Source organism: Pontibacillus chungwhensis, from assembly GCF_030166655.1.
Lineage (GTDB): Bacteria > Bacillota > Bacilli > Bacillales > BH030062 > Pontibacillus.
Genome location: NZ_CP126446.1, coordinates 722,393 through 749,122, shown reverse-complemented (window position 1 = coordinate 749,122; position 26,730 = coordinate 722,393). Strand labels below are relative to the sequence as shown.

Here is a 26,730-nt window from a genome sequence, read left to right as displayed (position 1 = left end):
AAGGCGTTCCCATCTTACCGCCTTAAAAGAAGTCTTTTTGCTTCATCAATCATCATGCTTGTGTTTCTTTTCTTTGTGTTTGTCATCACGATGTTTCTTATCTTTATGCTTATCATGTTTATGATCTTGATATTTCTTGTCATTCTTTTCTTTATTCCAATGTTTTTGCTTTTGGTGCTCTTTCTCTTTTCCGTTCCCCTGTGGTTTGTTCTTTTTAAGCTCTTGTTCGTAATCGTTCAATGACTGGTAGATAGACAGAATTTGTTTCTGTATACCAGGCGGCAGTTCATTCCAGTTGTCATAGGATTGAACTTTTTTCTGTAAGCCAGGTGGTAAGTGTTGAATAATTTCTTGTTGTTTTGAAGATAGACCAGAAGGAAGACCCCGGCTTTGCCCCGGTGGATCTTCCTTTTCTTTGCCTTGTTTCGCCCATCCTTTCTCCTTACCCGCGGGATTTACTGGGTTCGTGGATGGAGACGATGGTTGAATGTCTTTTTTTGTTTGTGGCTCTGATGACTCTTTTGGTTGTTCATTCTCTTGTTGCTTTTCATCTTTTGAGGAAGGTTCCGGTTTCTTTTCTTGAGGTGCCTCTTCATCAGATGATGAATCAGGGGCTTCTACTTGCGCTTTATTATAAAAGTTATTGAAAGCCTCTGCTTCATTCTCGGACATCTGATTCGTCTTACCGCTTACTACATTACCAGCCCGTGATAATTGATAGGACTCTGCCAGCGTTTCATTCATTGATTTTCCATCACTTTCCGCCTTTTCGCGGATAGATTTCGGAACAGCGAACGTCGCAATATTCATCCCACTCACCGAATGACTCTGTAAGTAGCGATCGATCGTTTGAAGAACGTCTTCCTCTTGTCGAACCGTACTTTCATGACTGACTCCAATCATGACACTCTTATTTTCATTTATAAGACCAATCTCTTTGCCTGTTTCTATGACGGTAATCGTTACCTTTTCAACAGCTTTGTTCTTCCAGTCCGTGATTTTCTCAACGATTATACTTGCATCATCGTTAAGCGGCATCATTTCAATCACTTTCATCTTGTCGTTAACCTTCATCTCAATGCTTGGATTCATCTCAATATTGACATAAGCATATGCTCGATTTGAATCAATCCAAGAATAAAGAGGAAGGATAGCAATCAAGAGAGCTGCAACCATGGCGACAAATCGGACATTTGGCTTTAAGGTATTCGGAAATAACGACCCGAATCCTTTCCGTTCTGGTAACGGTTCAAATGATACTTCATCTCCAGGCATTGAAGACTGAATCGCTTTGGCTTTGTAAAAGGTTCCTTCACTCGTCATTACGATGGTATATCGTCGGTGTTGTTCCATGACAACCCCTTTTTTCACAGGCCCACCCCCTTGATATAATCTTTTAAATATACGTAATCCTCATTCAAAATGATGAAAATGGCTAAAACAAACTTACGGTTCCGTTCTAGTGTCTTCTTACTGACTTCCACTTCATTGATCAGTTGTTTCATAGGGAGCTTTCGCTTCTCTAGCACAAAGGCTCTCATTTCTTCATGGTGGTAGACCGTACGTGCTACATGAATAGCAGATTCACGAGCATCCCGGTGTTTAGGGGCCACCTCTGTTAGTTCTTGAAATGACAATTTGTACTCTTTCAGTTTTTCACTGAAATCTTGAATCTCAATGCGACGGTACCAGCTTTCCGTTTCAGTTTGGTAACGTTCCTTTGCAGCTTTTACCTCCTGAGGGTTTTCCATCTGCTCATCATCTTCATATTCCTGATCTAAAGACGCCACAACAGGGTTATTTTGATCATAGCGAATATAATCGATGACCTTTCGTTTCACTACAAGTTTGGCAAAAGAAAGAAAGGAACTGCCTTTATCAGGAGAATACGAATGCATTGCCTCATTAAAGGCCATTAAACCAATACTGAATTCATCATCTTTCGTTGGATCTATATATCGTTTACAAACTTCAGATACACTTTTGGCGATAAAAGGTTGATATTTTTTAATAAGATGGTTTTGAACTTCCTCGTCACCTTCCTGAACAAGTGCTACTTGTTCTTCAAGTGAACCATCCTTTTCCTTTTTCCACAGACGTCTGATCAACCCTCTTCACCTCCAGCTATTATAGTTTTCGCTTTAGTTGATCATTTTTTGGGTGTTTTTTGTGATGTTTTTTGCAGTTTTGTTACAAAAAGATTTCACCACATGTCATATTCAAGCCATGAATTTCCTATCATGGCGCGGTTTGAGCCTTAATCAATATGGGTATCATACAACATATTTCGACCTATATCTACAGTAGATTATAACCATATTCTTTCAGCCCTAGTGAGAGAGGGAGGATGGCTTAATGGGGGATTTTGATAAGAGAAAGTTTCCGTTAGCACTCACATGAGCATAAGGTGATTCGGGAAATCACTCGCTTTCCCGAACCACCATTTCTATATTGGGAGAAACGGAAACACGCCATATCCCCCTGAAACATAGATTCTCTGCCATTCTAAAACTGGTGTACCGTTCGCGCCTAGAAAATTAACGAACTCCTTACCATCAAATTACTTTAAATCCGTTACATCCATAAAAGCCCCTTTAAAACTCAACAAATTAAAAAAGCCTTCCCGATCCTATTGGATCAAGAAGGCTTTTTGTTATTGCCAATATTTTGGTCTGTGAAAGGCTGTGTAGATTTTCTCTTCATCATCACGTGTAACCGGTTTGTCTGGGTCGTATTCTGGGGCGTCCTGAATCTGTTTATAGTCAAGATTTACAGGGATACTCTTTTTACCCCAATCGACTGTCTCCATCCAGTCCGGGGAAATGAGAATTCGTTTTCCTCCAAGTTTTTCTACCGTTTTGACAACAACGTAACGAATTTTCCAGCTCTCATCTTCAATGATAAAGTCATCGATAAAACCTGCATTTCCATCTGCGGTTTCTAATTGATAACCGGCTTCGTCTCCCTTAATCTCATTCATACTCCTTAAGTGATGGTCCGCTTCTTCATTAAATTCATTTTCTGTTACGGTCGGGGCTTGTGGAGCCATTTCAGTTCCTACCATTTCAGGAGCGCCTGTTGTGCCCCATAGCGAGTCACCTTTCCAGTAAGGAAGCCAACCATAATAGTTTGCCATTTCTTGTTCTTTCTGAACAGATACCGGTGCTTCCTCTTCAATGGTAGGAGAATTACGAATGGATTCTTTATCATTATTCATATGAACGAGTTGGTCTTCTACGTTGATTTCTTTAATACCTGAAGGAGATAAGACGACTTTTCTCCCAGGTAGCCATTTACGGGTATCGACAACCATATAACGAAGTGCCCATTTCTTATCGTCGAAGTATAGATCTTTAACCTTTCCTAGTTCCCCATCGTTTGCATCTAAGTGAAATTTCTCAAGTAAATTTCCTTTTAATAACAACGTTTGTCACCTCTCTAGTCGTATCGATAGTTTATATGTACCACTAGAGAACGTGACTCAAACGAATTAGTCTTCTTCAGAAGGTAGTTGAATCATAGGCTCGAGACCCTTCATCTTTTCATGAAAATACGTAATGGGAACAGATAACCCTACTTTTCCGTGTTCTTCATCTTTAATCGTTGCAAAGACGACCGCAATGACGCGTCCTTCTTCTGTTATAACAGGACTTCCACTATTGCCGTGATAGATTGGAGCATCAAGCATTAATACTTCCTTGTCCCAATCACTAAGCCCCCTGTAACCAATGACCTCTCCTTCATTTGCGATCCCATTAAAACGTAAGGGGTTGCCTATGAAATAGACGTGTTCCCGTTCAGTGAATGTAGTCTTTTCAGCAAGAGGGAGATAAGGTAAGGCCTCCTGATTTTTTAGCTCCACTTTCAATAAGGCTAGATCAATATCTTCGAATGTATGAACCACTTCTCCGCCATACAAGCCCCTCTCTTCAAATGCAACGGTAATTGGCATCTCATTATCAATGACGTGTTCATTCGTTATGACATATCCATCTTCTGAAATGGAGAAACCTGTCCCTTTAGAATTCCCGGATTCAATTACAACAACGGATTGTTGATACTCGTCAATGTCTTTGTTTGTCATCAGTTCAGCTGATTTAATAAGGAAATCAACAGCCGGGAGGGAAAACGTCTTAGGGAGGATGCCTACAATATTAATGGTCATCATAACAGCGATCAGCCAGAAGGCCCACTTTGGGAATGGACGCTTCGGCTTTTCCTCTTCTTCCTTCTTCTCCCTTAGCTTCGCTCGTTCCTCATCCAAGATCTCTCGCATTTCTTCATCATCAATCTCTTCATATAAATCACGATCTATTATATCTTTTGAATACTCTTTATCTTTATAATCCTCGCTCATCATTGTCCCCCTTTAGCAAACTAAAGGGTGCCAGACACCGTGCATTACTTTACAGCATTAAAGTGTGTCTGTCCCTTAAAAAAAGAAGCAGGCGCATCAGGGCGCCTACTTCTTATTATGCTATGAAATGATCGCTTGTTCCAGTCTGCCCTGTTGCATTTGATACATTTGTTGATAGATTCCGTTTTGTTGTAGCAGAGAGTCGTGATTCCCTCGTTCTACAATTCGTCCGTGATCTAAAACGAGAATCTGATCAGCTTGCTGAATGGTCGACAAACGATGAGCAATCACGAGTGTTGTTCGACCTTTCTTTAATACTTGAAGCGCACGTTGGATCATACTCTCCGTTTCCGTATCAATATTGGCTGTCGCCTCATCGAGAATAAGAATGGCCGGATCAAATGCGAGGGCTCTCGCAAACGAAATCAGCTGACGCTCTCCGGCAGAAAGTGTACTTCCCTTCTCTTTGACAGGCTCATCATATTGGTGGGGTAACTTCTCAATGAAGGCATCTGCCCCTACAGCTTTCAAAGCTTCAATAGCTTTCTCTCTTGTAATAGAAGGATCCCCCATCGTTACGTTGGACAGAAGGGTGCCTGTAAACAAGAAAGGATCCTGTAAGACAATCCCCATATGGCTGCGCACCTGTTGCCTTGAGAGTTCTCTTGTTTCCATTTCATCAATGGTAATCTTACCTTTTTGCGGATCATAGAAACGAAATAGTAGATTCATAATCGAGCTCTTCCCTGAACCTGTATGACCTACGAACGCAACCGTTTCACCTGAATTTGCATGGAATGAGATCTCTTTCAGCACGTAGTCATCCGCTTCATAGGCAAAGCAGACATCCTTAAACGCAATATTTCCTTTATAGCGTTCGATCGGGCTCGACTCTACGACCTCTCCCTCATGGTCCATTAATTCAAATACTCTCGTAGCAGCCACGCGGGCCTGTTCCAACTGCGCCAGTTGATTGACCACATCGATCACAGGCTGAAACAGACGATTCAGGTAGTCTACGAACGCATAGAGCACACCTGCTGTTACGATAGATCCAACCCCTAATGACGCTCCGCCAAAATACCAGATGAATCCTACAAATGCGAGATTCCGGAGGACGTTTACAAGATTAAAAGAGGTTAAAGAATTTAACTTCAACAACTTCTTCTGATACGTATAGTGTTTCTCATTCATTACTTCGAATTCTTCTGTCACTTGCTTCTGGCGTCGGAATGCCTGAATAATCGGCATACCTTGAATGGCTTCATTAATATTTCCGTTTAAATCACTAATCGTAGATCGGATTACTTGGTTGTATTTACCTGCATAAGCCTTATACAACTTCATCCAAATAAACATAATCGGAATCAACAGTAAACATAGGGAAGCAAGTTTTGGATCCAATAAGAATAAAGCAATGTAGATCCCAGTCATGTAAATGGCGCTCGTTACAAACGTAGCCAGAACCTTTACATAAAGCTCCCGAATAGCCTCCGTGTCATTTGTGACTCGAGCGACAATCTTCCCAGCAGGACGGTTGATAAAGTAATCAATTGGAACACGCTGAATATGAGCAAATATATCATTTCGCATCCGTTTAATAATTTGATTGGATGAAATTTGGAGTAAATACGTCTGCCCATATTGAAAGAACGCTGCAATGACTAGCAAACCGACATATAAAGCCAACAGCCATGTGATCGCTCTTGTTTCCGGTTTGAAAAAGGCATATAGTTCACTCCGGCTCATTTCTGTTACTGGTGCGGTGGCCGTTTCATCTCCGCTCGAGACCGTGATACGCCCGTTTTCAACAGACTTCTTTCCAGATGTCGGAATGTCTTCCTCAACAAAATAATAAGAGGTCCCCACTTGCAGGATCGTAGCTATACTCCCCGTCTGATCACTCGGCTCTAACCGATCTTCTCTCTTATAAAGTTCATCCTTATAAGCGACAACATGGTGATCGTTATTCTCTTCTACTTTAATCCAGTTTGCCTCAATGCCTAATATATGCTCATCAATAAGGCGCTTCGCAATAAACGGACCTGTTAATTCAAGAGCCACAGCAATCGTCAAACATAACAATCCAAATAAAATCGTCTTCTTACTTGTTAACGCGTATTGAAACAATCGTTTCTCCGTAGAAGGCTTCACTGGTCATCCACCTCCTCTTGATCCATTTGTTGTTTCGTAAACTGATCCTTATACCATCCATCTTGCTCCATCAAGTCTTCATGTGTGCCACGCTCTACGATCTTTCCATCTTCAAGGACGATAATCTCATCAGCGTGCTGAACACCTGAAAGGCGGTGAGCTGCTATAAAGGTCGTTTTGTCTTTTCGTTCTTCTTTTAGATGCCTGATAATATTCGCTTCTGTCTTCCCATCAACTGCTGACATCGAATCATCTAAGAGAAGAATCTCAGGATCCATAATAAGCGCTCTCGCTAAGGAAACACGCTGTTTTTGTCCACCGGATAACGTCACTCCGCTCTCTCCGACTTTTGTATCGAGCCCTTTAGGAAGGTTATCAATATCTTTCTTTAAATAGGCCAACTCGAGAATACGCTCAATCTCTTCATCACTCGCATCCTCACGACCAAATTGGATATTCTCGCGAACCGTTTTAGAGAAGAGAATTTGATCCTGAGGCACATATCCAATCCACCCTCTTGACGTATCAAGAGCGATTTCTTCGAGTGAGGTACCTGCTATCGTTAAACTCCCCTTCATACCAGAGTAGTCCCGTAACATCTGCCGGAAGAGCGTCGTCTTCCCAGCACCCGTTTTCCCAACGACACCAATGGTAGAACCCCGCTTCACGGTGAGGTTAATATCCTGTAACTGATCCCGGTTCGTATCTGGATAACGAAACGTTACATGATCGAAGCTGACCACACTTGGCAAAGGGACATGCTTCGGGTCCTCTGGGTCTTTTACGTCTACCTCATACCCTAACGTGTCGTTTACACGATCAAGGGAGGCATTGCCTCGTTGCATCACATTAATCAATTCTCCTACAGCAAACATCGGCCAGATTAACATACCAAGATAGACGTTAAAGGAAACAAGCTGCCCTAGTGTAATGGCATTGACGAATACAAGGTGAGCTCCATATCCGAGTCCAATCGTATAAGAAAGACCGACGAGAATTTTAATGGTAGGCTCAAACATGGCGTCAATCTTGGCGACCTCCACGTTTTTCTCATATACATCATTTGTCATGTTATGAAATCGGTCCTGGTCCTCTTTCTCTTGAACAAAAGCACGAATGACTCGCACCCCTCTTACAGACTCCAGAACGCTGTCATTCATGTCTCCAAACGCATCTTGCGCTTTTGTAAATCGTTCATGAATGGTCTTTCCATACCGTTTCATCATTAAAGCCATAATCGGCAGTGGAATTAAAGCCGCCAGTGTCAGCTTCCAGCTAATCGTAACGATCATGACTCCTACAATCATGACCATAAAAAAGGTCGAATCCACGAGTGTTAATATTCCAAACCCAGCTGTCATAGAAATGGCTTTTAAATCATTTGTAGAACGAGCCATCAAATCGCCCGTTCGATATTTCCCAAAAAACGTTGGAGTCATGGCAAGGAAGTGTTGCATTAGGTTAGAACGTTTCTTCCTCTCTAAAATCATTGCCCCTCCAAACAATAAATATCCCCAATAATACGAAACCACGTAACTGACGATAAGAATCATCAAATACCAGAACAGAAGCTCTGTTAGCCTCTCTCTCGTCAACGTTTCAAATTGAATCCCATCAATAGCAGCCCCAATTAACTTCGGTGGCAAAATATCAATAGCACTCACAAAGACTAATAAAATAATAGCGATTGAGTACCTGATCCAATACTCTTTAAAAAACCAATTTAATTTTCCTAGAACCGAAAACATCCTGTCACCAACTTTCCATTATTCGTTTGTTAGCCGCCTTCCATCTCTTGCTTTGATCCATACATACGAATACAACTCAACATAATTAACGCCTCCCAAAACTTGATTTATATAGATAAAGCAGACAATCTGCCAAACCTCAAAAAAGACAAAAAAAAGCACATACGTTAGACTCTTAACGTATGTGCTAAAGGCACAAAAAAGAGGCTACGATCTAGTCGTAACCTCCTCAACGTCTCAAAATGAACAAAAGGATACCAGACAACTGGAACCTTTTTACGAGAAGGATGAGGTCACGTAATTATTCATATTCATGGCAATCATAATTACAATTCTACGCTTGTTCATTTTGATGTGACCTCCCTTTCATAAATAGTGATTAAAGTATATAATTTTCAAAATCTTAAGTCAATAACTTTCCATCATTTTCTTTTTTACAATATGAAACGAAAGCTTGGGTTATGACACTTGTTATTGCATTGAAATTCCCTCACCCAGAAAGATAACCCCTACTAAAGAAGCTACAATGATTAATACAAATACAATAGACAAGGACCTCGACACATTGGCCCGTTGTACTTCCTTCCACCTGACAGGCCGAATACCTGCAAGGGAGAAAACAATGACCGCAGATAACAGAATGCACATAATATTGACCGTGACAAGGAGAAACGATCCGTACGCTTCATCCCATAACCCTTTCCCAATCGACATCCCAAGTGCAACGTTTGGTGGCAGCAAAGCTACAGCTACCATAACACCTACCAAGTTTCCGGCCTTTCGATTCAGCGTAGCAATCGCTCCTGCCCCCCCGGCGGCGAGAGCCAGGAAAAAGTCAGAACCCGTGACACCTGTCCTCGATGTATATTGAGAAGATTCCCCACTCATATGAAAGATAAAATTAAACAAAATAGCCATAACGACCACAATAGCCACACCGATAAAGGAAGTCAGAGCAGCCTTTCCAAGCAACCGATAATCTCCAAGAATCGCAGCAAAAGCCGTGGCAATAACCGGACCAATCAAAGGAGCAATCACCATCGAGCCAATCACAACTGCATCGCTATCTTTAATAAAGCCCATTGACCCCACGACAGCTGAAAAAAAGATCATAAGAGAGTAATTTAATGTCGTTACGCTGTTACTCTCCACAAATGAAATTAGTTCCTGACGACTTGCCCGAAGGAGAATTTGCTTTTCTTCCTCATCTGCATCTTCTTGGTTTGTTTCTTCTTCACTCTCACTATTTAACGTTTCCCGTGATAAATACGTACGCACCGGAATTAACATGGTTTCAAATCCGTCTACAACGTTTGAGACACTCTCTAAATAGTTCAGGATCTCTTCGACCTGGTCAGAGCCTACAAGGATCCTTACTAACATTCTTTCTTCGGATTCACTCGAAACCCAATAGGAGGTATGCGGCTGTTCCTGTAACTTCTCATTGACCGATTCAAAATGTTTATCAGGAATATATGCTTCTATTAATTGCAGGCTCATCTCAATCTCGCCCTTTTCTTCTGGATTCAAATTGTTCTAGTAGTATCTGAACAAATGAACGTGACTATGTATTTAAAGTATAAAAACCGTTCTTGACTCATTTCCTCCTAGAATCTTTTTTGGATGCTCCTTATAAAAAATGGAATTCTCACCATACTAACAAAAAACGACCAACGAAAAGGAGGATCGAAATGCGCCGTTCTGTACAAAAGAAGAAGAAGCCAAGTGATACGTTTCCTTGTTCAATTGAAGAATTTAAGAAGCAGCTTTCAACGATGCTTCAGGATAGTCCAGACCTTAACTTCACGACGTACACGCTCGGACAAAAGCGCGTCCTGATCTTCTACTTCACCTATCAAATTAATAAAGAACAGCTTCACAGAAGCCTATTAGATACACTCCTCACTTCTCAGAATAAAACATGGGATGCAAAAATGATCCAAAACGAAGTGCCTCTTGCTTCGAGTACGTTGCATGACACCCTTGTATCCGTGGCCAAAGAACTCATCCAAGGCGGAGCAGGGATCTATGTAGAAGAAGATGACCAACCGATTACGTACTACATTCCAGAACAAGCGCGTCGCGCTGTATCTCGAGCGGAAAATGAATCACTCGTTCTCGGTCCTCAAATTGCTTTCACAGAATCCATGGTCACAAACTTAAACATTATCAGATGGCGTTTAGACACACCTGAATTTACAACCGAAAAGTTAATTATCGGATCCGAAATTCCAACTGAAATTCGGATCGTCTACTTAAAGAATATAGCAAATAATGACTTAATTAACACAGTACGCCAAAGGCTTGAAGACCTTGATGTGAACGATGTGATGGATAGCAACGTGCTAGCACAGTACATCGAGGATCGCTCATCAAGTATTTTTCCACAGCTTTTGACCACAGAGCTACCAGACAGACTCTGTAACTCCTTAATTAACGGCAAAGTAGGGATTATGGTGGATAAAAGTCCGACGGTTCTGGTGACTCCGTCGACGTTATTTAGCTTTTTAGAATCTACAGAAGATATTTATTTCAGATGGAACATTGGGACGTTTCTTCGCTTAATGCGATTAGCAGCGATGTTCTTATCGATATTATTAACACCTGCTTACGTGGCTGGTCTATCCTTCCATGTAGAAGTAATCCCTTCTTCTCTCTTGGTCTCATTAGGACAATCAAGAGCCAATGTTCCATTCCCGCCTGTGTTTGAGGCCTTATTGCTAGAACTCTTAATTGAACTACTCAGGGAGGCCGGCGCCCGGCTACCGACCAAAGTGGGTCAGACAATGGGTATTGTAGGCGGTATCGTATTAGGTCAAGCTGCCGTTAAAGCCGGATTCACGAGTAATATCTTAATTATAGTCGTAGCCCTCAGTGCTTTAGCCTCCTTTACAGCGCCTAGCTATATGATGGGAGGAGCCATAAGGGTTATACGATTTCCAATGATTATTCTATCTGGCTTATGGGGGCTTATAGGAATCTTCCTTGGTTTATCGTTTCTAGTTATCCATTTACTGAAAGTAACGTCTCTTGGCACACCATACCTATCTCCATTGTATCCGTTCCACTTTGCTGATTTGGATAACTCGATCATAAGACTTCCATGGTCTCGTGCGAACAAACGCCCAACCGTAAATGAAACAAAGAAACCTATAAAATTCTCGGAAAAGGAAGCCAAAAAGAAAAGAGATATTGATGAGTAGGGATGCATTATGAAAATACAACTTCAAGTACCAGAAGGAATTCAAATTCAAGCTTTCTACCTCATTTTCTTGATTCATACAACGCAAGTAGGGACAGGAATAATGGGGATCTCCACCCACATCTATGCTGAAGCGAAGCAAGATGCATGGATATCGGTTATTATAGCGGGGGTTTGGGTGAGTATTAGCGTCTTTTGTATGTCTAAAATTCTTAATCAATACCAAAGCGCAGATTTACCTGGCATTCAAGTCGACATATTTGGTAAATGGATCGGAAAGATTTTGGGAACCCTTTTAGCCCTTTACTTCTTCAGTCTGCTTATTTCAGTACTTCTCAATTACATTGAAGTTGTGCAGGTGTTTCTGTTCCCAACCATCCCCACATGGCTCATGTGTTTGTTCTTGCTATCACTCGTTGTTTATGCAGTTCTTGGGGGAGTAAGGGTTATTGTAGGCGTTTCCTTTTTATTCTTTATCGGGACTTTTTGGTTAGTCATTGTTCTGTATAAACCCGTATCGCTTATGGAGTGGAATCACTTTTTTCCCATTATGACCACTCCCTACTCGGATATCTTGCAAGGAACATTTAAGGCAACCTATTCCCTCGTGGGCTTTGAAACGTTAATGTTCATTTACCCCTATATACAAAATAAGCAACAAGCACATCGATCAGTGCAAATAGGTGTTTGGAGCACGACTCTTCTTACATTAGCAGTCGTTGCGGTAACGGTCGGATATTTCAGCGGACCACAATTGGAGCGTTTAATTTGGCCGACCCTTTCTATGTTTAAAATCATTCAATTTTCCTTCTTAGAGCGATTCGATATTATCGCCGTTGGAATATGGATGATCGTCATCTTACCGAACATGATCACTGTGATGTGGCTATGTACGTATACATTTAAACGAATTTACGGACTGAAACAAAAGCATGTACTCTATGTTAGTGCCGTTCTTCTGTTCTTTGGAACGATTCTCTTTCAAGATCGTCTCCAAATCAATTATTTTACGGATAAGCTAGCAACGGTTGGCTTTTATATTGCGTTTGTTTATCCTCTCGTCCTATTACCGATTGTATTAGGGAAGAACTACATTCGTAGAAAGCGAGGAGGCTCACAATGAAGAAACTGATTTGTACGCTTTGTATCCTCGTTCTTCTCACCGGTTGCGTAGAGAAAAAATATATCGAACGCCTCGGGATCATTACTGTCATAGGATACGACTTGTTAGAAGAGGGTTTCTTAGAAGGGACGCTGATCTTCTTTCAGTTCGATCCAAATGCCAATAGTGTGTCTCAGATTATCACAAGCCGAGCAAATTCAGCAAAAGGGATACGACAGGATGCAAACTTAAAATCCAGTAAGCAACTTGTTTCCGGACAGCTACGACTTGCTGTGTTTGGCTCGCAGCTAGCTGAGAAAGGAATTATGAGGGTAACCGATACCCTCGCAAGGGATGCCGCTGTGTCGGACTTACTTTATATGACGATTGCCGAAGAAGACGCTAAATCTATCCTTTCCTCAAACAAAATGGAGGATGCGGCTGACATCGGAAATTACTTAAACAGTATGCTTCGAAAGAACATTCGAAACGAAGTTCTTCCTTACAGTACACTACATCAATTTCAACATGACTATTATGACATTGGACGCGACCCTATTCTTCCTATGCTAAACCTTGAAGACGGCAAACCTGTGCTAAGACACTTAGCCTTAATGCAAGACGATCGTTTAGTTGGGAAACTCCCTGTAAAAAAAGGATTTTACCTAAAGTTAATAGAAAGTCGCTTTGAAGCTGGGCACCTGGAGGTTGGTTTACCAAGGGAAATCTTTAAACCATACTTCAAGTCAGATCGAAATCACGAAGAAATAGATAAGATGTATGTCACATTTGATGAAATAAGGAGTAAAAGTAATTTAAAACTCACTTCGCCTGATTCTTTAGAATTCAAACTAGAGGTTATGCTTGAAGGAAGAATATTAGAGATATCAGATGATTTAAAAATTCAAGATCCTAAAGTTGTCAAACTCCTAGAGGAAGAATTGGCCGATTTAATTGAGGAAGAAATTAAGAATGTAGTAGAAGTGACGAAAGAGAAAAAAGTAGACCCTATTGGATTTGGTCAGATTTACAATACCCAGCGTCCATTAAAGAGTAAAGAGGAATGGAGAGAAATGATTCCTGATATTAACGTAGAGGTAAGCGCGAAGAGTCGAATCGTCCGTCATGGGATTATCAAATAAGAAAAGCCCTTTCTTTCTCAGAAGGGGCTTTTCTACATCCATTATCCGTTATAATCGAATTCATCCGGATGAGGTCCATTACGCTCTCCGGTATTTAAGTCATCGATTTGCTTCATCTCATCAGCTGTTAATTCAAAATCAAATAGGTCTGCGTTTTCTTTTTGACGGTGTGCCTTTGTAGATTTAGGGATTGTAATAATTCCGTGCTGAACATCCCAGCGTAAGATAATCTGAGCTGGTGTTTTCTCATACTTTTCAGCAAGCTCCTCTAAAATAGGTGCATCAAAATACTTTCCTCTAGCAAGCGGGGACCAAGCTTCCATCTGAATTCCACGCTCTTCACAAAATGATCTCAGCTCAGGCTGAGCCAAACGGGGATGAAGTTCAACCTGATTCACTACAGGTTTCACCTCAGCATCTTTCAGGAGATCTTCAAGGTGATGCTCCATAAAGTTACTCACGCCGATCGCTTTTACTTTACCTTCTTTATATAATTTCTCTAATGCTCTCCATGTATCTTTATATTTTCCAGGGACCGGCCAATGAATTAAATAAAGATCCAGATACTCAAGACCAAGTTTCTCTAAACTTCTATCGAAAGCCGCTAATGTTTCTTCATACCCTTGCTCATCATTCCACACCTTCGTTGTTACGAACAGATCTTCACGAGAAACGGACGTTTCTTGAAGGGCCTGTCCGACCCCTTCTTCATTCTTATAGAATGAAGCCGTATCGATACTGCGATACCCAATATCAATTGCAGAAAGCACCGCATCTTTCACATCATTTCCTTCTTCCATTTTATAAACGCCAAGACCCACTCTAGGCATTTTAACGCCATTATGTAAAGTTGTTGTAGATTGCAAATTCATTATCACTTGCCCCTCTCTGTTTACCTCATTCTCCTTCGATCATACCGCTTTCATGTTTTCATGACAACGAATGCGCACTGCAGCTAATCTTATGAAGGTTGATGAATAGCCTTATACGACAAAAGAACCCACTCTTGTTAAAGAGCAGGTTCTAAAAGTTACAAGGCCTCTTTTACTTTCGACACGACTTCTTCCGGAACCCATTCTGTCCAGACATCTTCGTGTTCCTTCATCCACCACTGTGCTGTTTCTTCTGCATTCGTGCCATTCTTCTTCATGTATTCCAATGCACTCTGCGTCAACGCATTACTTGTTTCATATTGCTTAAGGAACGTAACCACTTCAGGTGCTTGGTCTGGGAGATCTTTGTGCACCGCTGTTGTTACGCGCATAGACGGGATCTCTGTCCCATAATTCTCTTGATACTGTTCTTTGTTGTATTCAGGTTCTTCTAGCAATGTAAGATCATAAATACTTGTCACCCACGTTGGAGACCAATAATACCCAACCCATGCTTCACCAGACTCATAAGCATCCGCTAAGGACGTCGCCAATGCAGCTCCAGAGCCTGGACGGAAGTAATTATACGTATCCAGTCCATATGTTTCGACTTTTTGTGCTAGTATTTCATCCACTGCCCACCCTGAAGGTGCACCATAGATACGTGCCTTCTCAGGATGTTCAGGGTCTTTAAATACCTCTGGATATTTCTTTAGATCTTCTACAGACTTAAGATCTGGTGCGATAGGATCAATTCCTCTTTCTTTATCACCTTTGATTACATAAGTCGGGACATAATAACCTTGTTCATTATCATCAAAGTTCACTGACGTTTCTACAATATCTCCTTGGTCGAGTGCTTCATTATATAGCTCTTCAATATTATCGACCCATAATTCCATATACGCATTAATATCCCCTTGACGTAACCCCTGTACAGTAGCAGGAGTAGAGCCAGCTGTAACTTCTGTATCATAGCCATACCCATTCTCTATAATGGTTGCAGCAATCTGATTATGTACACGAACACTGTCCCAACCTGGGTCAGCAAAAGTTATGGTTTCGATTTTCTTATCATTTTCTGATTGAGCCGTTCCGCTGCAGGCAGCTAAAACAATCACTAAAAGTGAAATAAATACGAGTGTAAGTTTCTTCATACCACTTCTCCTTATTATAAAATTGTCCATCCCTCTTCTTCTGGGAATAGGGATGGACCTCTTGAAAAATATTCCTAAAGCAACAAGCTAAGAAAGTTCCCTTAGATGGTTACCGACTGTTTAACCGCTTCATGCTCTTCAATGTCATCTCCTACAAGTCCTGCTAATACATGAACTCTTAGGATAAACCCTTCTAAGCGATCATCCTCCCCTAACACAGCCAGAGGATACTTGGAATCCAATGCTTTTGGAATTAGATCATTTACATATTCATCTTTCTTAACCATGTGAACATCTGTTGTTAACACATCCGACAATGACTTCTTAGCACGAATTCCATTCACCGCATCATCAATGGTTACAATCCCTTGCACGTGCCGTTGTCGGTCTACGACAAATACACTGGATATCCCGTTCTCTTCCATTTCCCTGACGGCGACATTCAGTCCATCTTTAAGGGAAACAAGGGCATTCGGCTTGATCATCACATGCTCTGCCTGCAAGATCTTAGAACGATCGATGTCTGCAATAAAGTTCTCAATATACTCATTTGCAGGTTTCTCTAAGATCGATTCAGGCGTACCGATTTGCTCAACTTTACCGTTTTTCATAACCGCTACGCGATCTCCAATTTTAAATGCCTCGTTCACATCATGAGTAATAAAGATGATCGTTTTCTGAAGACGTTCTTGAATGTCTAACAACTCTAGCTGCATTTCTCGGCGAATTAACGGATCCAGGGCACTGAAAGGTTCATCCATTAATAGAATATCTGGGTCATTAGCCAATGCGCGAGCAAGTCCAACACGCTGTTGCATTCCTCCTGAGAGCTCTCCTGGATATTTATCTTCATACCCCTTCAGGCCTACAATTTCGATATTCTTCATCGAAATTTCTCGGCGTTCTTCCTTTTCAACACCTCGAATTTCAAGTCCGTATTCTACATTACCTAATACGGTGCGGTGATCAAATAAACCAAAATGCTGAAAGACCATCGCAATCTTATCCTGGCGATATTTTTTTAACTGAGATGGATTGTACTCCACGATATTCTCATCATCTACATATATCTTTCCATCCGTTGGGTTGTTAAGCATATTCAGACAACGAATAAGGGTTGACTTCCCACTTCCGGAAAGCCCCATAATAACGAAGATCTCTCCTTGATTAATATCCATCGAGGCATCATACACACCAACGGTATGGCCTGTTTCCTTCAAAATTTGATCCTTCTCCATTCCATCACGAACCATCGGAATAATCGATTTAGGTTTCGAACCAAATATTTTTGATACATGCTCTACTCTCATTTTAACGGTCATTAATCAGCCCTCCTGTGTTTCTGGAATCGATCAGCCACGCCGCCTGTAACACGGTCAATAAGAATCGCTAAGAACACAATACTAATTCCAGCCTCAAAACCGAGTGCCAGATCAATACGGTTAATGGAAACAAGTACGAGTTCTCCTAAACCACCTGCTCCAACCATAGAAGCGATAACGACCATCGCTAGCGCCATCATCGTTGTCTGATTCACACCTGCCATAATCGTAGGTAAGGCTTGTGGTAACTGAACTTTCTTAAGCATTTGCCATTTCGAAGATCCAAAGGATTCAGCAGACTCGATGACTTCTGAATCTACATTACGAATAGCAAGATCTGTTAATCGAATAACAGGAGGCAATGCATAAATAAGGGTTGCAAATACTGCAGCTACGTTTCCTAATCCAAAGAAGAAAATGGCTGGTATTAAATAAACGAAGCTCGGCATCGTTTGCATCGCATCCAATAGAGGACGCATAATAAACGAGAATTTCTTACTGAATGCCATCCATATGCCAAGTGGAATTCCGAGCAATAGGGATGTAATCACTGAGGTTAAGACGATCGCAATCGTTGTCATTAATACATCCCATAACCCAAACGTCCCGACAAGGAACATGAAAGCAGCGTATAAAATTCCGGCAGTAATAGATTTAAAACGCCACCCTAGTACGAAGATAATGGCGATAAACACCCACCAAGGTAAAAACATTAACCCTGCTTCAATAGACAAAATAGCTCTTGAAGCAATTAAAAAGATAAAATCAAAAAATGGCTCAAGTACATCGTTAAGCCATAAAACAAAATTCTCTACATACTTTCCGATCTCAAGCTTAATATCCGGAAAATTTCCTTCCATTGAGGTCCCTCGCTTTATTCATATTTATAAAGATGGAAAAGGTAGATGGCAGAGCGATCTCTTCATCTACCTATCCTTTATTAAATCGCGTCTTTTACTTTTTTCACGACGTCTTCTGATACCCATTCCGTCCACAGGTCTTCATGCTCCTTCAACCACCAATGAGCAGCTTCCTCTGCTGTTGCTTCATTTTTCTTCATGTAACCTAAAGCACTTTGAGTTAGCTTATTACTCGTTTCATAGTTTTGAAGGAAATCGTAAACTTCTGGTGCTTGATCAGGTAGATCAGAATGAACTGCTACTGTTACTCTTGTTGGAGGAATCTCAGTTCCATAGTTTTCTTTAAACTGTTCTTCGTTATATTCAGGTTCTTCTAAAAGCGTAATATCGAACACACTCGTTACCCATGTTGGGGACCAGTAGTATCCAACCCATGCATCTCCAGCTTCGTACGCATCCGCCAATGATGTAGCTAGTCCCGCTGAAGACCCTGGTCGGAAATAGTTAAAGTTATCTAAGTTATAAGCATCTAATTTTGGTTCCAACATCTTGTCAGCAGCAAAACCAGACGGTGATCCGTAGACTCTTCCCTTATCAGGGTCTTCTGGGTCTTGGAATAATTCAGGGTATTTCTTTAAGTCTGCTACCGTTTTAAGATCCGGAGCCATTGGTTCAATCCCACGTTCTTCATCTCCTTCAATAACGTAGGTTGGCACCCAGTACCCTTGCTTATTATCATCAAAGTTCACAGAGGCTTCTTTAATCTCACCTTTTTCAATAGCCTCATCGTACTCTTCTTGCATATTATCTACCCAAAACTCCATCATTACCTGGATGTCACCTTGTCTTAACCCCTGTACAACAGCAGGTGAAGATCCTGTTGTAACATCTGTTTCGTAATCAAAGCCATTTTCGATAATCGTTCCTGCGATTTGATTGTGTATGCGCTGACTATCCCAACCAGCGTCTGAAAACGTGATCGTTTCGATAGAGTCACCTTCTGACTCAGTACTTCCACTACATGCTGCTAGAATCAGTACGAGTACAGTGCTCATTAGTAACGTAAATTTTTTCTGCATAATAGACCCCCAAAGATTATTTGTGAAGTATTTCACATGTTTCCACGAATGTTTTGCGTTCTATTAATCGACTCTTTTAAATTGATCGCTTGAATGATGTGGATCGTTCAAACAAGTTCTTAGCTTATTGATAGTAGCCTATAGTAAGGCGAAAGAGGGGATTCCGAAGAAGATAAAGAGGTTGAACCGTTTACTCTCTTACATTCAGTTGTCATTATTCCTTAATTTTCTATCGCCTCCAATAATTATGCCAACATTTACAATTGTACATAAAAGGAAGCACTTCCATCAAAACTGATATTTTATCGTATAATGTAAAGAACATGTAAAGAATAGCACTGAGGGAATTTATCCTTAGTTCTTACATAAATCATCTACTTTCCTCCTTATTCCACAAGAATAATCAATATTTGCAGAAAAATTAGACAGAAACCTACAAAGTTCTCTTTCCCATAATTTTTATTCCATAAACCAAGAATATGAGCACCACCCAAAAAGAAAAGACTGTCAAACTAGGGTTTGACAGTCTTTCACCTATTTATGATTTATAGTATTCCCCGTTCACTTCATCCAGAAGAAAGGCCTGAGGTTCCTTCCCCCAAAACTGCAGACGATGCAAAGGCCGCGTCATGGCCACATATAACAGTTTCCTATCCAACAGAGAAGGGGCATACGTCTCATTTAAATTGACCAGAAAGACACAATCAAACTCTAACCCCTTTGCTAGATATACAGGAAGAATAATAATGCGATCTTTCATCATCTCTTCCTCTCCTTGAACAAACTGAAGAGAGTCTTCCGGAACATAGGGTTCTAAGGATTGAACAATGAGCTGACACTCTTTCACTGTTTTTCCAATAAGAACGAAACTCTTAAAGCCCTCTTTTCTTAAACGGTTATATTCTTCGAATAAGTTGTCTTCCCACCCCTTTTGTCTTGTAGAATGAAAGGAAGGTTGATCCCCTCTCCTCAATACTGGTTCTGCAAGGGGCAGGTTCGCATTCATAGACGTCAGTATGCTGTTTGCTACTTCCATAATTTCAATCGTCGTTCGGTATGTTTTCTGTAGGGTTAAATAATTTGGAGCACGGAACACATCTTCTAAGATCGGCTTCCACTCTTTTAATCCACGATACTGATAAATTCCTTGAGCGAGATCCCCTACAATCGTAAACAAATCGGTATTCAATGCTCTCTTCAAGCTTACAAACTCCATATACGAATAATCCTGTGCTTCATCCATAACGACCTTTTTAGCCTTATAATCAGGGTCAAGTCCGTAAAGGATAGCATGAAGATATAAGAGGGTTGCCAAATCTTCTGCGTCCACTGTTTTCTTCTTAATCTGACGTAATGTATGGGACCTCATAAACTCACGGTCCGAATCGGTTCCAAAGTCTTTCATCAACATATGAAAACGATCAGCCTCTTCATAGAAACGCCTAAAATAAGTTGGTAAAGGATCATTGGGATACTGCTTCATGTATTCTCGTACCGCTTTTTTCGATTCTGATTCAATCTGTTTTAGTTTTGCATCCTTTTGATCCAACAAGAAACTAACACGTCGCTTTCGTTTGTCAGGATCTTTAATCCCATATAAAGCACGATCAAGCTCATCATCATACTTCTTTGTCATCTTCTGAAGCATGACTTTCTTCTTTCTTCTTACGTCACTCATTAGAACCTGGCGAATTTTCTCTTTACGTTTGTAAAAAGGTAAATAGGAGTAATCCTCTACAAAGAGCTTTCTGATCTTCTTCCCATTCACCACTCTAAATCCGGCAATTTTTAAATCGGTCTCGACTAAAAATTCCTTCTTCATATACTGCAGGAATTGATCAAGAACGGGCTGAAATTCTTTAGAACCTTTCCATTCTGCCATTCTTAAGATCGATTCCTCTTCATCAGAGTGTTCTAAGATGTTCATAAGCGTTTCGTGTTGAGTTTGAACAGTAAAGGAGTGATTCGTGACAAGCTTTACATAATCGACGTATGTAGTCGACCTCGACTTCTCAACACCTAGCTCAGGCAGAACTTCCTTCATATAGTCTATAAATAAGCGATTGGGAGCAAGTATAAGCATTTCCTCAGGACTAAAGATATCTTGTAAGGTATATAAGAAATAGGACACCCTGTGCAGGGCAATGGTTGTCTTTCCGCTCCCAGCAGCCCCCTGGACCACAATCGGTTTACGAAGGTCGGCGCGAATCACTCGGTTTTGTTCCTCCTGAATAGTAGACACGATTTCCGTTAAGCGGTGATCTGCGTTCTGAGATAAGGAGTCTTGTAGTAAGTCATCTTTTGTGGTGATATCGATATCCCTGAAGTCTTGCAGCTCTCCTTCTTCAATTGAATACTGCCTCTTTAAAGAAACATTCCCCTCATACGTCTCCCCATGTGCTTCATAACTCACATCCCCAACGCGTCCCTCGTAATAGACGTTCGCAAGAGGCGAGCGCCAATCAAGAATGATCGGTTGTTGGGTTTCACGGTCAAACAAGGAAACTTTCCCTATATAAAAGGTTTCGCGTTCAGGTTTTTCTTTTCGGTGATAGTCAATGCGGGCGAAATACGGTTTCTTTCGGAGTTTCTTGAGGTTTTCTAGTTGATCTTTGGACATCTTCATAAAATTCGCATGAGTCAGCATGTCTTGATATTTCAAACTACTGTCCTTGAAATCAAGGGCTGCTACCGTACTTTCTTGGCGTTTCCTTAACGTCTCCTGATCCGACTCTTGGGCAGCAATAACCGAATCCATGTACACTTTCGTAAAGGTGAGACGATCTAATTCCTCTTGATAATCAGGGTGTTCTTTCATAAGCCATTCTCCTTTCACAGGTGTGATGTGAATGACGAGTCAAACGTGGTAGAGCACGTACACATTTGAAGCAACGTACCCACTCTAGCACATCGACCTTCCAAAATAAAGAAATACTTATCTTGTTTCATAGACCACTAAAGAGATAAAGCGAATGATAACAGGATAGAGCGCAAAGACCCCTAACAAATCTCCGATGTTCCCTAACCACTCTGTCATCGCCATGGTGATCGCAAAAAGTAGCATAGCACCAGAGGTAATGGTCCATCCTGTTTGATTAACCGGCTTCCACATCTCATTCATTGATATCGTTTCTTCTTCTTGTAATTCAAAGCATTCTTTATGGAAAGGAACCATCTTCATACGCCGAATAGCTGTCCGAAGCTGATCCTTCTCAATTTTCTTTCCACAATAACGACAGATCAGATCTTTCATATCGTTCACCTTCCTCATCATTCTGTTTCTATTATAAAGAATACAAGGTGACTTATATAGAAGTTTCTTTCCAAATAAAACCGCCCCAAGAAATCCACGGGACGGAGTATCGATTGTTATTTAGATTTTGCATGAGATTTAATCATTTGAATGACCTGATCCTTAGCACGTTTGCTTTGATACTGACTCATCGCTTCAAGAATCGTCTCTTTTTCATCTCTTAGTTGCTTCACTTCTTGTAAAAATCGCTGCTCATCTAATTCTTCTTCTTCAACGACTCTCGCATATCCTTGCTTCTCAAAGGAGTTTGCATTTAATATCTGATCCCCACGACTGGCATGCCTGGACAACGGAATAAGAAGCATTGGTTTTTTCAGAGCTAGGAATTCAAAAATGGCGTTTGAACCGGCACGAGAGACCACAAAGTCGGTCATGGCGAATAGATCATTTAACTCTTTGTTCACATACTCAAACTGTACATACCCAGGCCTATTTATACTTTCATCCTGATTTCCTCTTCCACAAAGATGAACAACCTGAAATTCTTTTAACAGTTCATCTAATTGATCTCGAATGGCATCGTTAATTTTCTTAGAGCCCATACTTCCTCCCATAACGAGTAAAACAGGCTTATTACGAGTGAAGTCACATAAAGCACGACCTCTTGCAGCATCCCCTTGGAACAATTCTTCACGAACAACAGCTCCGACCCACTCTGCTTTCTTATCAGAGATGTGGTTCATGGTTTCAGGGAAAGTGGCTAATACTTTCTTCGCAAAAGGCATCGCTAATTTATTTGCAAGCCCTGGTGTATAATCGGATTCATGAATAACAGACGGTACCGCGGCCATACGTGCGGCTAATAGTACAGGAACGGATACGAATCCACCTTTCGAGAAAATGACTCTAGGCTTTCGTTTACGAATAATAGAATAAGCTTGACCGGTTCCCTTCAGAACTTTGAAAGGATCTTTAAAGTTTTCTTTCGAGAAATAACGGCGCAGCTTCCCTGTTGAAATAGGGTAATAGGTAACCCCTCCAAGAGACTCGATTAATTGGCGTTCGATCCCTTCATGAGAACCGATATAATCAACTTCCCATCCCTCTTTTTGAAATTCTGGTATAAGAGCAAGATTCACAATCACATGCCCTGCCGTTCCCCCTCCAGTAAAGAGTATACGCTTCGTGTTCATAACTTTGACGTCCTTTCTATATAGAAACATTCTCAAATTTTCACAGTTACGGTTGAATCTATGCTATAATCCCCCTTATCGTAAAAGAAATTTCGGATAAAAGGAAGAGTTTCATGTACAAAACTGATACATGGCAAGAAAAAACTAAATTATTTCTTATTATTTTAGGTCCTATTCTTGTAACACAGCTTGGTATGTATGCAATGAATTTCTTTGACACCGTGATGTCAGGAAATGCAGGGGCAGAAGATCTTGCCGGAGTTGCCATAGGATCTAGTCTATGGGTTCCGATCTTTACAGGAATCAACGGAATTATGTTAGCCCTTTCCCCTATCGTAGCACAATTAACCGGGGCAGATCAGAAACAAGACGTACCTAGTGCCGTAAGGCAAGGCGTCTATCTTTCAACCCTGCTGGCCCTGGTCGTTTTGATCATTGGTTCCTTTATCTTGAACCCAATTTTAAACATGATGGAGTTAGAACCAGAGGTGCGCACCATCGCTAAGCAATACCTGATTGCGCTAAGTACGGGCATTATTCCATTATTCATCTATAATGGTCTTCGCTCCTTTATAGATGCGCTTGGTCAAACGAGGGTAACAATGGTCATTACCCTTTTGTCTTTGCCATTCAACATTATTTTCAATTATGTCTTTATATTTGGGAAGTTCGGTCTCCCGGCTTATGGAGGAGTAGGTGCAGGCATTGCCACATCTCTAACCTACTGGGTAACGTTATTGTTCACCATTTTCCTCCTTGTCCGTGTCCGCCCATTTTCGACCTATTCGATTTTCAGTATTTTAGAGAAGCCCTCACTTCGGGCCTGGTGGAATCAGCTTAAGATTGGAGTGCCCATTGGATTTGCCATCTTTTTTGAAGTAAGTATCTTCTCGGCTGTAACAATCCTTATGAGCACTTATAATACGAATACGATCGCAGCTCACCAAGCAGCGATTAACTTCGCTTCGTTCTTATATATGATCCCACTTAGCATTGCCATGGCGCTTACAATTGCAGTGGGGTTTGAAGCCGGAGGTAATCGACGGGAACACGCTAAACAGTACAGCTATCTTGGGATAAGCATTGCAGTAGTGCTGTCGATTTTATGTGGTATTGCGATCTATGTCTTTGATGATCCGGTGGCACGACTATACAATGATCGCCCTGAAGTCATTGAAATGACGAAGCATTTTCTCTATTACGCTATATTCTTCCAGCTTTCTGATGCCTTTGGAGCACCGATTCAAGGTGCCCTAAGAGGCTATAAAGATGTCAACATCACGCTCATAATGGCTCTTGTTTCCTACTGGGTCATTGGCCTTCCAAGCGGCTATCTTATGGCAACGTATACCTTCTTTGGGCCTGCCGGCTATTGGATGGGGCTCATTATAGGTCTCGCAGCTGGAGCCATCGCTCTATTTGCACGTCTTTTATATGTACAGAGAAAAGCCCCTTCTCAAACTTCGAAAAGCCAATGACATTATCAGTCATTGGCTTTTCTACTGTTTATCACAGTATTGAACCACACCTTTGCCTCGTTACTATCAACCTTCCAGGATCGAGCCATTTACTCATTTGATAGGCCTCATGAATAAACTGAGAATAATTCTGGCTATTTCTAAGCTCTATAAACATTCGCTCACACTCTTTCTTCCATTCTTGTACACTCTCATGTTTGCCCATTAAACGAACCTCATTTCAATATATGGCTTCTTACAAGAGGATAATGACATTTAATTAAGCCAACGACCAAAACTTACACTATTTCCGAGGAAATAACGATTTCTAACACGTTTCGTCAAAAAAAGCTCTCGTTTAGATGAACTAAACGAGAGCTTTGCTTTCAACTATTGTTTAAGATTCATGACCACTAATCGTTCCTCTGTCATATCTTCAATCGTATATTTAGGACCTTCTTTGCCCCATCCGCTGTCTTTCACACCACCATATGGCATAAGATCTACCCGGTATTGTGAAGCATCGTTAATCATAAACCCGCCAACTTCTACTTTTCGAGCAGCTTTAAAAGCACGGTCCACGTCCTGGGTAAAGATCCCACCTTGTAATCCATAGTTGGATTTGTTTACTTCTTCAATGCACTCATCTAGATCACTAAAGGTCATCATAGTCACAACGGGGGCAAAGATCTCTTCACAAACCACTTTCATAGAATGATCAACGTTTGTAAGAAGTGTAGGCTCAAACATTGCCCCTTTTCGCTGACCGCCATGGATCACTTCAGCTCCTTGGCCTTTCGCTTCCTGAATCCACTCTTCCGCTCGCTCTGCTTCACTCTGACTAATCATCGGGCCAACGTCCGTTTGATCATCTGTTGGATCTCCTACGTTTAGTTCCTTTGTCGCTTTAATAAAGTGCTCTTTGAATTCACTCGCAACTTCTTCATGGACATACATTCTCTGAACCGAAATACAAACCTGACCCGCGAATGCGAAGCTTTTTTGAGCTAATGTTTCTGCAGCGGTTTTTACATCTGCAGCCCGATCGACAATAACCGGGGAGTTGTTCCCAAGCTCTAAGATCAGTTTATTCAATCCCGTGTTTTGCTTCAGCTTCAAGCCTACTTCTGCACTTCCGGTAAATGTATAAAGATTAATCCGCTTATCTTTCATCATATAGCTTCCAATGTCAGAACCGGATCCGACCACTACATTTAAGAATCCTGCAGGGAGACCTGCTTCTTGGAAGAGTTGGGCCAACTTAAGGGAAGAGATTGGTGTGTTCTTAGCCGGCTTAAGTACAACAGCATTTCCTGCCGCAATCGCTGGAGCTATCTTATGTGAAACCAGGTTTACAGGGAAGTTAAACGGGCTAATCGCTCCCACTACACCGACAGGCACTTTAATGGTAAATGCCATTCGGTTTTCAGAACCCGGTGCCGCCTCAACAGGAACCCCTTCCCCATGAATACGTTTCGCTTCCTCAGCTGATAATTCAATGGTTTGGGTAGCACGGTCAATTTCAGTTCGTGCTTGTTTAATGGGCTTCCCTGCCTCTGCTGTAATAATCTGCGCCATCTCTTCTTTATTCTCTTGTAGCAATTCACTTACCTTATGAAGCACTTCATACCGTTTGTAAGGAGGGAATTCGGTATTCCGATAAGCAGCCTCTGCACTTGAAATGGCCTGGTCCACCTCATCCTCTGAAGCTTTCGAAACCTCCGCATGTACTTGTTGGGTATACTTATTGTACACCTCTACCGTTTCTTTTGACTTTGTCCATTCGCCATTTATAAAAAGTCCGTATTGTTCCATGATACAAGCACTCCTTT

20 protein-coding genes are annotated in these 26,730 nt (G+C 41.3%); 4 read left to right on the top strand and 16 right to left on the bottom strand.

The window, feature by feature from the left end; all coding sequences use genetic code 11:
* Window positions 1-45: 45 nt before the first annotated feature.
* From QNI29_RS03890 to QNI29_RS03860, 7 genes are all read right to left on the bottom strand, one after another.
* Window positions 46-1,371, bottom strand: coding sequence for an anti-sigma factor domain-containing protein (locus QNI29_RS03890; protein ID WP_231418573.1), 1,326 nt, complete (start codon window positions 1,369-1,371; stop codon window positions 46-48).
* On the bottom strand, window positions 1,368-2,108 hold the full coding sequence (gene sigI / locus QNI29_RS03885) for an RNA polymerase sigma factor SigI (RefSeq protein WP_231418572.1): 741 nt from the start codon (window positions 2,106-2,108) through the stop codon (window positions 1,368-1,370). Before sigI ends, QNI29_RS03890 begins: the two co-directional genes overlap by 4 nt.
* Window positions 2,109-2,653: 545 nt before the next feature.
* Window positions 2,654-3,424, bottom strand: coding sequence for a PRC-barrel domain-containing protein (locus QNI29_RS03880; protein ID WP_231418571.1), 771 nt, complete (start codon window positions 3,422-3,424; stop codon window positions 2,654-2,656).
* 66 nt (window positions 3,425-3,490) lie between these two features.
* Window positions 3,491-4,360, bottom strand: coding sequence for a S1 family peptidase (locus QNI29_RS03875; protein WP_354665924.1), 870 nt, complete (start codon window positions 4,358-4,360; stop codon window positions 3,491-3,493).
* Window positions 4,361-4,477: 117 nt separating this feature from the next.
* Window positions 4,478-6,511 carry an ABC transporter ATP-binding protein gene (locus tag QNI29_RS03870; RefSeq protein ID WP_231418570.1) on the bottom strand — a complete coding sequence of 678 codons (2,034 nt, stop codon included), beginning with the start codon at window positions 6,509-6,511 and terminating at the stop codon, window positions 4,478-4,480.
* Window positions 6,508-8,259 (bottom strand): ABC transporter ATP-binding protein, encoded by a 1,752-nt coding sequence (locus QNI29_RS03865; protein ID WP_231418569.1) that lies wholly within the window; start codon window positions 8,257-8,259, stop codon window positions 6,508-6,510. The genes QNI29_RS03870 and QNI29_RS03865 overlap by 4 nt, the downstream gene beginning before the upstream one ends.
* A 471-nt stretch (window positions 8,260-8,730) precedes the next feature.
* Complete coding sequence (locus tag QNI29_RS03860; protein ID WP_231418568.1) at window positions 8,731-9,759, bottom strand: TIGR00341 family protein; 1,029 nt, start codon at window positions 9,757-9,759, stop codon at window positions 8,731-8,733.
* A gap of 191 nt (window positions 9,760-9,950) precedes the next feature.
* Here QNI29_RS03860 and QNI29_RS03855 point away from each other — a divergent pair, with 191 nt between their 5' ends.
* From QNI29_RS03855 to QNI29_RS03845, 3 genes are read left to right on the top strand one after another with little or no spacing between them, the layout of a single operon-like run.
* On the top strand, window positions 9,951-11,462 hold the full coding sequence (locus tag QNI29_RS03855) for a spore germination protein (RefSeq protein ID WP_231418567.1): 1,512 nt from the start codon (window positions 9,951-9,953) through the stop codon (window positions 11,460-11,462).
* 9 nt (window positions 11,463-11,471) lie between these two features.
* Entirely contained in the window at window positions 11,472-12,584 is a 1,113-nt protein-coding gene (locus tag QNI29_RS03850) for a GerAB/ArcD/ProY family transporter (protein WP_231418566.1), read from the top strand.
* Complete coding sequence (locus QNI29_RS03845; protein ID WP_231418565.1) at window positions 12,581-13,705, top strand: Ger(x)C family spore germination protein; 1,125 nt, start codon at window positions 12,581-12,583, stop codon at window positions 13,703-13,705. Before QNI29_RS03850 ends, QNI29_RS03845 begins: the two co-directional genes overlap by 4 nt.
* Before the next feature lie 41 nt (window positions 13,706-13,746).
* Here the strand turns inward: QNI29_RS03845 and QNI29_RS03840 are convergent, their stop codons facing one another.
* The 8 genes from QNI29_RS03840 to QNI29_RS03805 all read right to left on the bottom strand — a co-directional run bounded on the left by QNI29_RS03840 (window position 13,747) and on the right by QNI29_RS03805 (window position 23,441).
* Entirely contained in the window at window positions 13,747-14,583 is an 837-nt protein-coding gene (locus QNI29_RS03840) for an aldo/keto reductase (protein WP_231418564.1), read from the bottom strand.
* 152 nt (window positions 14,584-14,735) lie between these two features.
* Window positions 14,736-15,734 carry an ABC transporter substrate-binding protein gene (locus tag QNI29_RS03835; protein WP_231418563.1) on the bottom strand — a complete coding sequence of 333 codons (999 nt, stop codon included), beginning with the start codon at window positions 15,732-15,734 and terminating at the stop codon, window positions 14,736-14,738.
* 101 nt (window positions 15,735-15,835) lie between these two features.
* The gene (locus tag QNI29_RS03830; RefSeq protein ID WP_231418562.1) at window positions 15,836-17,056 is read right to left on the bottom strand and encodes a quaternary amine ABC transporter ATP-binding protein; all 1,221 of its coding nucleotides are present in this window, start codon (window positions 17,054-17,056) and stop codon (window positions 15,836-15,838) included.
* Window positions 17,056-17,916, bottom strand: a complete 861-nt coding sequence (locus tag QNI29_RS03825) for an ABC transporter permease (RefSeq protein ID WP_231418561.1) — start codon at window positions 17,914-17,916, stop codon at window positions 17,056-17,058. The genes QNI29_RS03830 and QNI29_RS03825 overlap by 1 nt, the downstream gene beginning before the upstream one ends.
* A gap of 80 nt (window positions 17,917-17,996) precedes the next feature.
* Window positions 17,997-18,995: an ABC transporter substrate-binding protein gene (locus QNI29_RS03820; protein WP_231418560.1), complete on the bottom strand. Its 999-nt coding sequence runs from the start codon at window positions 18,993-18,995 to the stop codon at window positions 17,997-17,999.
* 538 nt (window positions 18,996-19,533) lie between these two features.
* Window positions 19,534-21,813 carry an RNA polymerase recycling motor HelD gene (gene helD / locus QNI29_RS03815; RefSeq protein ID WP_231418559.1) on the bottom strand — a complete coding sequence of 760 codons (2,280 nt, stop codon included), beginning with the start codon at window positions 21,811-21,813 and terminating at the stop codon, window positions 19,534-19,536.
* A gap of 117 nt (window positions 21,814-21,930) precedes the next feature.
* Window positions 21,931-22,248, bottom strand: a complete 318-nt coding sequence (locus tag QNI29_RS03810; protein WP_231418558.1) for a hypothetical protein — start codon at window positions 22,246-22,248, stop codon at window positions 21,931-21,933.
* Window positions 22,249-22,364: 116 nt separating this feature from the next.
* Window positions 22,365-23,441 (bottom strand): undecaprenyldiphospho-muramoylpentapeptide beta-N-acetylglucosaminyltransferase, encoded by a 1,077-nt coding sequence (locus QNI29_RS03805; protein WP_231418557.1) that lies wholly within the window; start codon window positions 23,439-23,441, stop codon window positions 22,365-22,367.
* 113 nt (window positions 23,442-23,554) lie between these two features.
* On the opposite strand from QNI29_RS03805, the gene QNI29_RS03800 reads away from it, so the two are divergent.
* Window positions 23,555-24,919 carry an MATE family efflux transporter gene (locus QNI29_RS03800; protein WP_231418556.1) on the top strand — a complete coding sequence of 455 codons (1,365 nt, stop codon included), beginning with the start codon at window positions 23,555-23,557 and terminating at the stop codon, window positions 24,917-24,919.
* A 369-nt stretch (window positions 24,920-25,288) separates the two neighbouring features.
* Here QNI29_RS03800 and QNI29_RS03795 read toward each other — a convergent pair whose 3' ends face one another.
* The gene (locus tag QNI29_RS03795; protein WP_231418555.1) at window positions 25,289-26,713 is read right to left on the bottom strand and encodes an aldehyde dehydrogenase family protein; all 1,425 of its coding nucleotides are present in this window, start codon (window positions 26,711-26,713) and stop codon (window positions 25,289-25,291) included.
* Between the last annotated feature and the right edge of the window lie 17 nt (window positions 26,714-26,730).

What these genes read in the sequence shown, in the direction of transcription:
- QNI29_RS03875 (WP_354665924.1), bottom strand. Translation starts at nt 4,360, where the DNA reads ATGATGAGCGAGGATTATAAAGATAAAGAGTATTCAAAAGATATAATA.
- QNI29_RS03865 (WP_231418569.1), bottom strand. Translation starts at nt 8,259, where the DNA reads ATGTTTTCGGTTCTAGGAAAATTAAATTGGTTTTTTAAAGAGTATTGG.
- QNI29_RS03860 (WP_231418568.1), bottom strand. Translation starts at nt 9,759, where the DNA reads ATGAGCCTGCAATTAATAGAAGCATATATTCCTGATAAACATTTTGAA.
- QNI29_RS03855 (WP_231418567.1), top strand. Translation starts at nt 9,951, where the DNA reads ATGCGCCGTTCTGTACAAAAGAAGAAGAAGCCAAGTGATACGTTTCCT.
- QNI29_RS03850 (WP_231418566.1), top strand. Translation starts at nt 11,472, where the DNA reads ATGAAAATACAACTTCAAGTACCAGAAGGAATTCAAATTCAAGCTTTC.
- QNI29_RS03845 (WP_231418565.1), top strand. Translation starts at nt 12,581, where the DNA reads ATGAAGAAACTGATTTGTACGCTTTGTATCCTCGTTCTTCTCACCGGT.
- QNI29_RS03835 (WP_231418563.1), bottom strand. Translation starts at nt 15,734, where the DNA reads ATGAAGAAACTTACACTCGTATTTATTTCACTTTTAGTGATTGTTTTA.
- QNI29_RS03830 (WP_231418562.1), bottom strand. Translation starts at nt 17,056, where the DNA reads ATGACCGTTAAAATGAGAGTAGAGCATGTATCAAAAATATTTGGTTCG.
- QNI29_RS03825 (WP_231418561.1), bottom strand. Translation starts at nt 17,916, where the DNA reads ATGGAAGGAAATTTTCCGGATATTAAGCTTGAGATCGGAAAGTATGTA.
- QNI29_RS03820 (WP_231418560.1), bottom strand. Translation starts at nt 18,995, where the DNA reads ATGCAGAAAAAATTTACGTTACTAATGAGCACTGTACTCGTACTGATT.
- helD (WP_231418559.1), bottom strand. Translation starts at nt 21,813, where the DNA reads ATGAAAGAACACCCTGATTATCAAGAGGAATTAGATCGTCTCACCTTT.
- QNI29_RS03810 (WP_231418558.1), bottom strand. Translation starts at nt 22,248, where the DNA reads ATGAAAGATCTGATCTGTCGTTATTGTGGAAAGAAAATTGAGAAGGAT.
- QNI29_RS03805 (WP_231418557.1), bottom strand. Translation starts at nt 23,441, where the DNA reads ATGAACACGAAGCGTATACTCTTTACTGGAGGGGGAACGGCAGGGCAT.
- QNI29_RS03800 (WP_231418556.1), top strand. Translation starts at nt 23,555, where the DNA reads ATGTACAAAACTGATACATGGCAAGAAAAAACTAAATTATTTCTTATT.
- QNI29_RS03795 (WP_231418555.1), bottom strand. Translation starts at nt 26,713, where the DNA reads ATGGAACAATACGGACTTTTTATAAATGGCGAATGGACAAAGTCAAAA.